At 54.1% G+C, this 12239-nt stretch carries 7 protein-coding genes; 2 read left to right on the top strand and 5 right to left on the bottom strand.

Going from position 1 to position 12239, the window contains the following annotated elements; genetic code table 11:
- Positions 1 to 73 precede the first annotated feature (73 nt).
- Complete coding sequence (locus ACFR81_RS04920; RefSeq protein WP_343876174.1) at positions 74 to 2713, bottom strand: fibrinogen-like YCDxxxxGGGW domain-containing protein; 2640 nt, start codon at positions 2711 to 2713, stop codon at positions 74 to 76.
- Positions 2714 to 3185: 472 nt separating this feature from the next.
- Between ACFR81_RS04920 and mfd the strand changes: the two genes are divergently transcribed.
- Positions 3186 to 6803, top strand: a complete 3618-nt coding sequence (gene mfd, locus ACFR81_RS04915; protein WP_343876175.1) for a transcription-repair coupling factor — start codon at positions 3186 to 3188, stop codon at positions 6801 to 6803.
- A 76-nt stretch (positions 6804 to 6879) separates the two neighbouring features.
- Here the strand turns inward: mfd and ACFR81_RS04910 are convergent, their stop codons facing one another.
- The 4 genes from ACFR81_RS04910 to ACFR81_RS04895 form a co-directional block, all read right to left on the bottom strand.
- The gene (locus ACFR81_RS04910; RefSeq protein WP_068168938.1) at positions 6880 to 7200 is read right to left on the bottom strand and encodes a hypothetical protein; all 321 of its coding nucleotides are present in this window, start codon (positions 7198 to 7200) and stop codon (positions 6880 to 6882) included.
- Between the two features lie 129 nt (positions 7201 to 7329).
- Positions 7330 to 8031 (bottom strand): deoxyribose-phosphate aldolase, encoded by a 702-nt coding sequence (deoC, locus tag ACFR81_RS04905; RefSeq protein ID WP_343876176.1) that lies wholly within the window; start codon positions 8029 to 8031, stop codon positions 7330 to 7332.
- 27 nt (positions 8032 to 8058) lie between these two features.
- Positions 8059 to 9774, bottom strand: coding sequence for a phospho-sugar mutase (locus ACFR81_RS04900; protein ID WP_343876177.1), 1716 nt, complete (start codon positions 9772 to 9774; stop codon positions 8059 to 8061).
- Positions 9775 to 9826: 52 nt separating this feature from the next.
- The gene (locus ACFR81_RS04895; protein ID WP_343876178.1) at positions 9827 to 10672 is read right to left on the bottom strand and encodes a purine-nucleoside phosphorylase; all 846 of its coding nucleotides are present in this window, start codon (positions 10670 to 10672) and stop codon (positions 9827 to 9829) included.
- A 101-nt stretch (positions 10673 to 10773) separates the two neighbouring features.
- Here ACFR81_RS04895 and ACFR81_RS04890 point away from each other — a divergent pair, with 101 nt between their 5' ends.
- On the top strand, positions 10774 to 12201 hold the full coding sequence (locus ACFR81_RS04890; protein ID WP_068168929.1) for an NAD(P)H-quinone dehydrogenase: 1428 nt from the start codon (positions 10774 to 10776) through the stop codon (positions 12199 to 12201).
- Positions 12202 to 12239: the final 38 nt, after the last annotated feature.

Below are 12239 nucleotides of genomic sequence, written 5' to 3'. Positions count from 1 at the left end.
CTCATTTACCTCACTGAAGTAAAACTAGCGAAAGGGTATCGGCACGTTCCGCACAATGCTCTCAGGTCTTAAATTACTTCTGACCTACGCTGGTGTGTGACGCGGGATCAGTGTGATTCTGCCCGGTTTCGTTACCCTTGATAATCTCAGGCTTGTCGACAGGCTTAGGGTCGGTAACTACCGGCTGAGCCGTAGGCTGCTGAGTAGGGGCAACGGTGGGTGTAGCGGCAGTAGGAGTCGGTGAGGGCTCCGCAGTAGCCGTAGGTGCAGTGGTGGGAGACTCCGTGGGGCTCTGAGAAGGCTGCGCCGAGGGGCTTGCGGTAGTGGACGGAGTAGGCTGAGCAGTCGGTTCGCTCTTTGCTGCAGTAGCTACAGGGGTTGAAGCGGAGTAATTGCCCGATGAATCCATCGCACGAACAAAGTATCGAGCGCCGTCTTCGTGTTCCAACTCAAACTGAGTGGAGCGAACGGTGGCAATCACACGATCGTTCTTCAAAACCTGGTAAACAGTACCGGCGTCGTTAACGCCAGACCAAGTCAAGCGATCCTTGCCGTTGGTGGTCTTTACCTGAAGATTGGTGGGAGTGGGAGGAGCTACGATGTCGCGAGGAGCAAATCGAGCGAAGCCCACAGTTTTCTGAGTACCGTTCTGCCCCAATGAAGAGTTGATATCTCCACCTACCCACAGGGTCCCAGTTGAATCTACGAACTGCTCCCAGATACCGTGACCACGCTTGCCAGCAATCTGTGGGTTGAAGTCAGAGAGAACTTCACCGGTTTCTTCATCAAATGCTGCAGTGAGACGAATTTGATGAACATCCGTAGCTTGAGCGAATGGTGAATCCCAGGAATCTGCGCCCTGGTAGATGGCGTCGCCACAGTGGCATGAACCGTAGACGGTACCCTTGTTGACTAAGATGTCCTGGAAATCTCCACCCTGGCGGGTAATCGAAGAGCTCACGCGCTGCATATCGTTCTGGCTGTAGGCGTGAATGATGTGCTCAGAGCCACCTACCCAAACGGTGTCCTGGCCGGCTTTCACATCGAGCTGGAAACCTGCGCTGGGATTAGTCGACTCGTGAGAAGACTTCCACTGCCAATCGCGAGCGAGCTTGCCATCAGTGGTGTTGAGGTCAGCTAGGCGGAATGCGGGCGCACCGTTCACAGTTGAGAAGTAGCCTGAAGCGTAGACGTCGGTTCCTGCTTCATTAGCGGAGATACCGGTAAGTGAACCATTGAAATTGGGGCGCCACTTCCAGTCCACGCTCTTGTTGTTAAGCGTGAAACGGGCTGCATTTTTGGAGTATGCGTACGTATCAGAGGTGCTGCCCTTGACATGGGTGAACTTGCCACCGATGTAGAGGTAGTTGCCCTGGACATCGAAAGAGCGAACGCTGACGTCGGTGTTAGCATTACGGCTTTCAACATTCCACTTGTAGGAAGGGTCGATTGCGCCGGTAGCAGGATCAAGCACGACGATACCGTTATGAGCTTCGCCGTTGACCTGGGTGAATTCGCCACCTACAACTAATTTGCCGTCTGGCAGTGCAGCCAGTGCCTTAATCTGCCCGTTGAAAGTGGGCATAAATGTGCGAACTAGCTCGCCAGTGTTGACGTCGTAACCTGCGATGTAGGACTGTTCAACCCTTTCACCGGTATCAGCGTTTTCAACATACTTGAAGTCACCGGCAGTGAAAACAGTGTTTCCTACCTGCTCAATTGCCTGAACGTAGGTGTGAAGTTCGCTGGTGCTTCCCGATGCAGTTTCGTCGCTAGTACGCCACTTCACCTTCTCAGAGTAGCTGTTAGGAAGAGCACGACGGGTGCTTGCTTCGGTGCCCTGATCGCCGATTTGGCTAAGGTTGAGATCCTGCTGGGTGATTTCGGGGCGAACGAACATTTGCGAGAAGGGAGCAGCATAACCGCCGCCTTCGGTCGGCGCCCAGAGATATGAATCCGCTGCTGGTGAACCGGTTACACGGGGACCGTAGAGAAAACCGTTGTTCCACTGGTTAGCGGCTGAACCTGCAAAGAAGATGTTGAAATTTGAGTTAGTGGAGTTCAACGCGATGCGACCGTCGAAAGGGTCGGTTGCCTTATACGCAGTGTTGTCAGCGCCATTGATGACGAGGTTGCTGTAGTGGGCAGGCTGGGTAAATTCCCAGGACCAGTCTTGAATGTTATCGCGGTGCAAACGAATTTCTTGGTTCTTTGAACCATCAATGCTGTTAGCGCGCTTGATGCGCAGACCATCGGCAGACAGCTCGCTGGGAGCTTTGCCATTCAGAAGCGCGTCAACGGTGTTGGAAGGAAGCTGTACCGGTTTGAAGGCATCAGTGCCATCGGGGTTGCTTGCCAGTGAATCTGGGTTACCGATGCCGTTGTTCTGCGTGCTCCAGCCCTGGCGTCCGCGACCAATCATGACCCAGCCGCCGCCGTCAGTTTCCTGATCGCAGTAGAACTGTGCAGGTGCCGCCATCTGAGGGGTGTAGAGCCAGTATGAGCCTGACTTGGAATCAGGATCGTTTTTCTTAATTTCAAAGCAGGACGCCGCAGCGGTGGCACTTGATTTGCCGTCTGCAGTGAACTGGGTAGTAGATGATTGAGCAGCATTATCTACTGCGCCTGCAGGTGAGATGGGTGCACTAATAGCACCAAGCATCATAAAAGAGCCTGCGATAGAAAACGCTTTTCGCGGAAAGGCGCGTGTCATTATTCCCCCATATAAATCAATAAGTGCGAAGAGCGCTGAACTTTCCTTCTCGGTTGCGAAACCGATTTCCCCGAACTCGGTTGCGAAGCCGATTTCCCCGAAGGAAGTTGCGCGCTAAGTCCTTATTGTTGCAGTTTTCGAGCGCGTGTTTGAGTGGAATACGGCGTTTGTGGGCTGTATGGAGAACATGGGGGACAAAAGCATGATGCCGTTATACTTTGGGGCGAAAAGATAGTTTGATAGGCGGTTATGCTATTTAGATTCGCCCCAAATGAGTGAATTTGCCGGATGAAATAGGGACATAGCACAACTAAAGAATGAAGTTTCAAAACGTCTGTGTCGGAACCTGAATCCGCTGCTTTCTCTACTTTCGCTAGAGGTGAGAAGTTCCCGTTTTTTCTGCATCTGTTCCGCGGGCTATGGGATAATAAACAAGCATTTTGAGGCATACTTCGCTAGAAAGAAGCAATTTATGAGTCTGCGGGGTCTTACCGCTCTTCTATCCCACGAACCAGGTTTTGACCGAGTTTCTCAGGCGGCTGCGCAACCGCTGGCTGCCCGAGCAAGCGAGCTCATGATTGGTGCCGTGGACGGCATCCGCCCTGTTCTCTTGGCTGAGATTGCTGAGAAGGTTCGCCGGGCGGGGGAAACTAACTCCACCATATTAGCGGTGGTGGCGACCGAGCGGGAAGCCGAAGATACTGCCGCTGCCCTCGAATCTTTCTTACCTGCGGAGGAAATTGCGCTTTTCCCTGCCTGGGAAACCCTGCCTCACGAACGTCTTTCACCGCGCACCGATACGGTAGGTCAGCGGCTGACGGTGCTGCGCCGTCTTGCCAGTGGCAAGGCTCCCAGTATTATCATTTCGCCGGTGCGAGCCGTGATTCAGCCGATGGTTTCCGGTCTCGAACTGATGGAACCTGTCACGCTCAAAGTAGGGCAGGAGCGGGACTTTGATTCCGTGGTCAAAGACCTCTCAGACGCCGCATATTCGCGGGTAGACTTGGTGTCAAAACGCGGCGAATTTGCCGTGCGCGGTGGTATTTTGGATGTCTTTTCTCCTGTGGCAGATCACCCGGTGCGTATTGAATTTTTCGGTGATGAAATTGAAAACATCCGGTGGTTCTCCGTCGCGGATCAACGCACGCTCAACCAGGGCGAGCAACCCGACTCAATCACAGCACCACCCTGCCGTGAACTTCTTATTACTCCCGATGTGATGTCCCGGGCAGCACGACTCAAAGGAGACTTTCCTGGGGCTGCCGCCATGCTCGAAAAAATTGCCGGCGGCATTTATACCGAAGGCATGGAATCGCTGACTCCGCTTCTGGTTGAACACATGGTCACGCTCCTGGAAATTCTGCCCGCAGGTTCACTTCCTATCGTTCTAGAACCCGAGAAAGTACGCACTCGTGCAGCTGATCTGGTAGCAACCAACGAAGAGTTTTTGCTAGCCGCATGGGAATCTGCTGCCGACGATTCCAGCGCGCCTATTGATCTCGGACAAAACGCCGCAGGATTCGCCGCCGGTGCGTTCCGGTCGGTGGCGGATGTGCGGAAGACGGCATTGGACCGCAACCTCGGCTGGTGGGGTATGACCGCGCTGGGGGTAGACGATGCTATTGATGACGGGGTTGATTCGCTCACCATAGATGCGCGAGTACCTCATGCATTCGCAGGTAACGTTAGCGAATTGCTCGATGAGGTGAAGAACAAAGTTCGCGAAAATTGGCAGGTTATCGCTGTAACCGACGGCCCTGGTTCTTTAACCCGGTTGCTAACAGTTTTCCAGGACGCCGAAATCCCCGCTGCCCGCGTCGACTCCTTGGAAAACGAACCTGAGCCGGGCATCGTCGAGTTGACTACAGCCTCAGCAGGTAAAGGTTTCGTGCTGGAGAGCGCCAAAATTGCGTTCTTCACCGAAGCAGATATTTTGGGGAGATCCTCTGCCTACACCTCGCGCGATGCTCGTAGCACCAAGCTACCTGTGCGTCGTCGTAAAAATGCGGTGGATCCGATGTCACTCAAGACCGGTGACTTTGTAGTACATGAACAACACGGTATCGGTCAGTTCGTTGAGCTAGTCCAGCGCCCCATCGCCGGTGCGACCATTAAACCCGGTCAGCCTAAACCAATGAAAGAGTACCTGGTCTTGGAGTATGCGGCATCAAAACGAGGCGGGGCAAAAGATCGCCTGTTTGTACCCACCGACCAGCTAGACCAGGTCTCAAATTACGTGGGTGGCGACGCCCCGACTCTCTCAAAAATGGGTGGCTCAGACTGGGCGAAAACCAAATCCCGCGCTCGCAAGGCAGTCAAAGAGATTGCCGCTGACCTCATCAAGCTATATTCGGCGAGGCAAGCCTCGCGCGGGCACTCCTTCGGGCAGGATACGCCCTGGCAGCACGAGCTCGAAGAAGCCTTCCCTTACAACGAAACACCTGACCAACTCTCAGCCATCAATGATGTTAAAGCGGATATGGAACGGGAAGTTCCCATGGACCGCCTCATCTCGGGCGATGTTGGGTATGGCAAAACAGAAATTGCTGTGCGCGCTGCTTTCAAAGCGGTGCAAGATGGCAAGCAGATTGCGGTGCTTGTGCCCACTACTTTGCTGGCGCAGCAGCATTATGAAACTTTCAATGAGCGTTTTTCGGGGTTCCCCGTTCGTGTGCGCGTTCTCTCTCGTTTCCAAACAAAGAAAGAATCTGAAGAAACACTCGAAGGTATTAAAAACGGCTCGGTAGACGTGGTAATCGGCACCCACCGTATTCTCTCGCAGAGCACCCAGTTCAAAGACCTGGGTCTGGTTATTATTGACGAAGAGCAGCGGTTCGGCGTTGAACACAAGGAAAAACTCAAGCAAATGCGAACTAACGTGGATGTTCTCGCGATGTCCGCTACCCCGATTCCTCGTACCCTGGAAATGTCGCTGACCGGCATTCGCGAAACCTCTACCTTGGCTACACCCCCAGAGGAACGCCACCCGGTTCTTACCTATGTGGGTGCTCGAACCGACAAGCAGATTTCTGCAGCGATTCGCCGTGAACTCATGCGTGAGGGCCAGGTTTTCTTCGTGCATAACCGTGTTTCATCGATTGAACGAGTAGCGGGGGAGTTGCAGCAGATGGTTCCCGAAGCTCGAATTGCGGTGGCACACGGCAAGATGAGTGAATCCCGACTAGAGCAGATTATCGTTGATTTCTGGGAACGAAAGTTCGATGTTTTGGTCTGTACCACCATCGTTGAAACTGGCTTGGATATTTCTAACGCCAACACCTTGATTGTGGATCAGGCACAAAACTACGGTCTCTCGCAGCTTCACCAGTTGCGCGGTCGAGTGGGGCGTGGACGCGAACGCGCATATGCTTACTTCCTCTATCCCTCAGACAAAATGCTCGGTGAAGTCGCCCTCGAACGTCTCAAAGCTGTGGCAACCCACAATGAACTGGGCGCAGGCATGCAGCTTGCCATGAAAGACCTTGAAATTCGCGGCGCAGGCAACCTGCTCGGCGGCGAACAATCCGGTCATATTGCCGGCGTGGGGTTTGACCTCTACCTACGCTTGGTCGGTGAAGCGGTGGCTAATTTCCGCGGGGAGAACGACGACGCCGCACCGGCAGAAATCAAGGTAGATCTACCGGTCAATGCCCACTTACCGCACGAATACGTTTCCTCCGAACGTCTGCGTTTGGCTGCCTACCGGCAAATTGCCCAGGCACTCACCGAAAAGGAACTCGCCGAGGCACACGAAGAGTTGGTGGACCGATACGGTGAAGTGCCGGAAGCTACCGAAAATCTTTTCCGTATCGCTTCCCTGCGTCTGCGCGCTCGCGCTGCTGGTATCAAAGAAATCGTTGCGATGGGGCCTAAGGTTCGTTTCTATCCCGTCAACGATCTTCCAGACTCCAAACAGATGAGACTTACGAGAATGTACCCCGGTTCTTTGCACAAGCAGGTTCCCGGTACCGAACGGTGGCAGATTCTAGTTCCTCGGCCCAAGACGGCGCGCGTAGGCGGCAAAGACCTCCAAGACGAAGCCATGGTTGAGTGGACCAGCGATTTCCTCAAGGCGATCTTCGAAAGCTAGAAGGGTACAGCAAAAGGTCCGCTTCTCTCACCTATGAGAGAAGCGGACCTTTTATTTATGGACTGAATCTAAAGAATTAGAGCAGGTTCAAATCAGTGCTATTCTGCGCAGTGTGGTTGTTAGTTTTGGAAGAAAGCAAGTGGAAAGAAGCGAACCAAGAGACCATCATCAAAACAACGGAGCCAGTCCAGACCATCCAGCCGCCATCGGGGTAGAAGCCTAGCGTGAAAATGCCGAAGACAAAAATAGCCATAGCAATGACGAACAGCAGGATGTTTTCACCGAGCCGACCTTCGCCTGAGTGCTGGGGACCGCGAGGGTTATCTGCGCCGCGTTGCATGCCGAAAGACTCCACGTTTGAACGTTCTTGTGCATCTTGCTGATTGGTATGTGCCATCAATGCTCTCCATCAGGTACCCGTTCAAAGACGGGGAATGTATGTGTTTACTGTCCAGTATAGGCGGTGGGGAAATCTTATGCACGATGTGTTAATAAAATTTCCCCACCCCTCTACTTCTGCCAGAATTTAGCGGGCCTTGTAGTAGGAGCCCTCGGACGCTTCGCCTGCACCAATAATCGTTATACCCTTTGAAGCACCAATACGGTTGGCTCCTGCTTCAATCATTTCCAGAGCTTGCTCGCGGGTACGGACGCCGCCGGATGCTTTCACACCAATATCCGGCCCCACAGTCTTGCGCATCAGAGCAATATCGGCAGCGGTAGCACCGGAGGAAGAATAACCGGTGGAAGTTTTCACAAAGTCGGCACCTGCTTCAACTGCCGCTTCACATGCAAGAACCTTCTGCGCGTCGGTCAACTCAGAAGTTTCAATAATGACCTTCAGCTTTGCTGCGCCGTCGTGGCATGCCTGGGCGACAGCTGAAATATCAGCAACCAGGGCGTCGCGATCTTCTGCAATTGCAGAGGCAATATTGATGACCATATCGACCTCTTGCGCACCTGCGGCTACTGCAGTTTTTGCTTCAAACGCTTTGACCTCGGTGGCGGATGCGCCGAAGGGGAAGCCCACTACGACACATGCCAGTACAGCCGAGCCCTGTAGCTCATCTGCCAAAACGGAAGCCCACACGGGGTTTGCACACACCGAGGCAAAGCCAAATTCTTTTGCCTCGCCGCACAGACGGCGTACGTCAGCTTCAGAGGCATTCGGTGCCAAGATGGTGTGGTCAATCATTGCCGCGAGTTCTTCACGGGAGAGTTCAGCCATGATTTCTTCTTTCATTCTTTATGTGTCTTATAGACCAAGAGCTGCGCGTATGTCGTCGGCGATTTTGCCCAGCTGTTCTTGCGCTTGCTTGCGCGCCTGCTTCAGATCGTCACCTTCTGCAACGGGGCGGATTACTTCGAGGTAGCACTTGAGTTTGGGCTCGGTGCCGGAGGGGCGAACAATGACGCGCGAATTGTCTTCGGTGAGGAAGAGCATTCCTTCGGTGGGTGGCAAGTTCTCACTACCTGCAGTCAAATCAACCGTTTCGGTGACTGCAGAGCCGCCTAGGGTTGCCGGGACGTTCAGGCGGAGCGAGCCCATCATAGTGCCAATCAACGAGAGGTCCTCCACACGAATGGATACCTGGTCAGTGGCAAACACACCGTAGTCCCGAGAAATCTGATCCAGGACCTCAACTAGGGATGAACCTTCGTTTTTGAGTTGCTGGGCAAAGAGCGAAACCATCAGACCTGCTGAGATGCCGTCTTTATCTTTCACCGCTTCAGGTGCCACGCTGTAGCCAATTGCCTCTTCGTAACCGTAGGCAAGGTTCTGAATGCGGGCAATCCACTTGAATCCGGTGAGAGTTTCATAGTGGGTAATGCCAGCAGCACGGGCGATAGCACCGAGCTGGCGGGAGGAAACGATAGAGTTTGCGAAAACCGGAGCGGGGCTCAGCGCTGAAATATCGCCTAAGCGCTGAATCATAGCGACGCCCAGGAGCGAGCCAATCTCATCGCCGCGTAGCTGACGCCACGTGGACACTGCCGGGTCATAGACAGCAAATGCGGCGCGGTCGGCGTCGGGGTCATTGGCAATAATCAAATCTGCATCACGTTCTTGAGCGAGCGCAAATGCCAAATCGAGAGCGCCAGGTTCTTCGGGGTTGGGGAAGGAGACCGTGGGGAACGTGGGGTCTGGCGCAAACTGCTCTTCAACGGGTGCTACCGTCTCAAAACCTGCGTTGTTCAGAACTTCCAGCATGGTTTTTCCGCCGACGCCGTGCATGGGGGTGTAGATGATGCTCAAGTTGCGTTCTGTCTGTTCGGTGAGCTCACCGATGCGGGAGGTATAGTCATCTGCCACTGTTTCGGGCAGAATGTCCCAGCCGGATTTAGCGAGGGTAATGGTGGAATCGCTGATTCGTGAGATGTGCCCGGCAATCTCGCCGTCGAAGGGCGGAACGATTTGAGCGCCTGAAGCGTGCTCTTCCACCGCGTTGCCGCCGAGGTACACCTTGTATCCATTGTCGTTCGGCGGGTTGTGGGAGGCAGTGACCATTACACCGATTTCCGCTTTGTATTCGCGGGTTGCCCACGCCAGCACAGGGGTGGGGAGGGCAGAAGGCATGAGCTGGGTATGAATCCCTGCGGCTTCAAAGATTGCCGCCGTTTCTTCTGCAAAAATATCGGAGTTGTAGCGGGCATCGTAGCCGACGACGGCGGTGATTTTATCCCAGTTCTCGGCGGTTGCGCGCTCGTTGGCATAGGCGGCTAGTCCTGCTGCTGCGCGGCGAACAACAACCCGGTTCATGCGCATAGGACCGGCGCCTAGTTCTGCGCGAAGTCCGGCAGTACCGAACTGTAGCGTTCCCGAGAAACGGTCGCTGAGGTCGGCGAGAGCGGCATCGTCACCTGCGGCAACGCGGTCAACGATGTCCTGAAGCTGCGTGCGAGTTTGCTCATCAGGATCGATACTCATCCAATGCTGTGCCTGCTCTAAGAGCTGTGAAGCGGTAGTCATTTTTTCCCCTTGACTGTAAATAAAAATTAGCTAACTGGTGAAGCCAGCAACCTTAAAGTTGCTCGATGATGGATGCGAGCAGTTGCGAGATACGTGGACCGGCGTCCTTACCTGCCTGGATTACTTCTTCGTGATTGAGGGAGGTCTGTTGAATACCAGCAGCCATGTTGGTCACCAAAGAAATACCGAAAACTTCTAGTCCGGCAGCACGTGCGGCAATCGCCTCAAGCGCAGTGGACATGCCCACCAAATCAGCGCCGAGAGTGCGCATCATGCGAATTTCTGCTGGAGTTTCGTAGTGGGGGCCGGAGGTCTGATAGTAAACGCCTTCGAGCAACGACGAATCAACGTTGCGTGCGATTTCGCGGATTCGTGGTGAGTACAAGTCGGTGAGATCCACAAAATGTGCACCCTGCAAAGGAGAAGTCGCTGTGGCGTTGATGTGGTCTGAAATGAGCACTGGCATGCCCGGTTCATAGTCGGGGTTAAGTCCGCCACATCCGTTGGTCAAAATCATGGTTTTGACGCCGGCTGCTGCGGCAGTCCGAACACCGTGGACGACGGCGTCAACGCCTCGACCTTCATAAAAGTGAGTACGTGCGCCGATGACCAGAGCGCGTTTGCCCGAAGGAGTCAGAATAGAGGAGAGAATGCCTGGATGCCCAGCAACCGCAGATTTGTGAAAACCGGGAACCAGGTCCGCGGAGATCTCGTGGGTAGTCTCACCGATGAGAGAGGCAGCCTCACCCCAGCCGGAGCCTAATGTCAGTGCAATATCGTGGTGGTCAACTCCCGTTGCTTCAGCAATATAGGCTGCAGCTTCTTGCGCTAGAGCGTTTGCGGGGTAGTCCTCATGGTGTGTGGGGAGGCCAGCGGCGTCCAAATTTTTCTGTGTCATCACATGCCTAACCTACCAAAAACCTGATGCGGGAGGTAAAGAAAGGCACTTTTGCCCGGTATTCATTTGAACCATTTTCATATCTAGCAGAGAATGAACATGTGACTCTTAAAACAGATTATGCATCGCACAAAATTATTATTCTCGGCGGAGGCCCCGGCGGATACGAAGCTGCACTGGTAGCTTCCTCGCTCGGTGCAGACGTCACCATTATCGAAGACAAAGGTTTTGGCGGCTCGGCGGTTTTGACCGACGTCGTTCCCTCAAAGACCCTCATCGCATCAGCAGATTTGATGGCGCGTATCTCTGAAGCGGCTGATTTGGGGATTACCCTGGGCGAGCGTGGTTCTTTGCAGACCCCTCATGTGGACATGACCAAGGTGAACCAGCGTTTGCTTCGCTTGGCAGAGTCTCAGTCTGCGGATATTAAGCGCACGCTGGAGCGTAGCGGCATCAAGGTAATTAAAGGTCGCGGAAAGCTCGTAGATGAGCACACCGTTGAGGTGACCGACTCCGAAGGCCTGGTGTACCAGCTAGAGACTGCCTACATTTTGCTGGCGGTGGGTACCCATCCTCGCGAGCTAGCTACGGCTAAGCCAGACGGCCACCGCATCTTGAACTGGACTCAGCTCTACAACCTCGAAGAAGTCCCCGAAAAACTGATCGTGGTGGGTTCAGGTGTGACCGGTGCCGAATTCGCCTCAGCCTACAATGGCTTAGGTTCAGACGTCACGCTGATTTCTTCGCGTGATCAGGTGCTTCCTGGCGAGGACGAAGACGCCGCGAAGGTTCTGGAGAACGTTTTTGACCGCCGCGGAGTGAAGGTCATGCCGCGCTCGCGTGCTGAATCGGCGGAATATACCGAGGACGGCGAAGGCGTGATTGTTACGTTGAGCGACGGGCGAAAAGTGTCCGGCTCCCACGTGCTCATTGCCGTGGGTTCTATCCCCAATACGGAGAACCTGGGCTTGGAAGCGGCTGGAGTGGAGACGACCGAATCAGGTCATATTTCCGTTGACCGCGTTTCGCGTACCAACATTCCTAACATCTACGCTGCCGGTGACTGTACCGGAGTCTACCCGCTGGCTTCGGTGGCAGGTATGCAGGGGCGTGTGGCTATTGCGCACATGATGGGTGATTCGGTGAAGCCTTTGCGTACTCACTTGGTGGCATCGAACATCTTTACCTCCCCTGAAATCGCAACGGTGGGTGTCAGCGAGGCAGAAATAGCCTCAGGCAAATACCAAGCAGATATGGTCATGATGTCATTGACCACTAACGCTCGCGCCAAGATGATGGCGGTCAAAGATGGTTTTGTGAAAATTTTTGCCCGCAAGCATTCGGGAACTGTCATTGGCGGTGTGGTTGTGGGTCCGCGTGCGTCCGAACTTATCTTTTCCATTGCACTCGCTATTGATAACAAGCTGCATGTGGATGATATTGCTGAGACCTTCAACGTCTATCCTTCGCTGTCCGGCTCGATTGCTGAGGCGGCTCGTCATCTGCACAACGCTGAGTCGCAGAACTAGAACGCGATACATCTAGCGGTTCTAAGATAAAAGCGGGG

This window comes from Rothia amarae (assembly GCF_042677725.1).
Lineage (GTDB): Bacteria > Actinomycetota > Actinomycetes > Actinomycetales > Micrococcaceae > Rothia > Rothia amarae.
Note: the sequence above shows the minus strand (reverse complement) of the source record. Positions and strands in the feature narration are given on the sequence as shown.

Bases quoted from the DNA above. Each gene is read 5' to 3' on its own strand.
- ACFR81_RS04920 (WP_343876174.1), bottom strand. From the start codon at position 2,713: ATGACACGCGCCTTTCCGCGAAAAGCGTTTTCTATCGCAGGCTCTTTT.
- mfd (WP_343876175.1), top strand. From the start codon at position 3,186: ATGAGTCTGCGGGGTCTTACCGCTCTTCTATCCCACGAACCAGGTTTT.
- deoC (WP_343876176.1), bottom strand. From the start codon at position 8,031: ATGGCTGAACTCTCCCGTGAAGAACTCGCGGCAATGATTGACCACACC.
- ACFR81_RS04895 (WP_343876178.1), bottom strand. From the start codon at position 10,672: ATGACACAGAAAAATTTGGACGCCGCTGGCCTCCCCACACACCATGAG.
- ACFR81_RS04910 (WP_068168938.1), bottom strand. From the start codon at position 7,200: ATGGCACATACCAATCAGCAAGATGCACAAGAACGTTCAAACGTGGAG.
- ACFR81_RS04900 (WP_343876177.1), bottom strand. From the start codon at position 9,774: ATGACTACCGCTTCACAGCTCTTAGAGCAGGCACAGCATTGGATGAGT.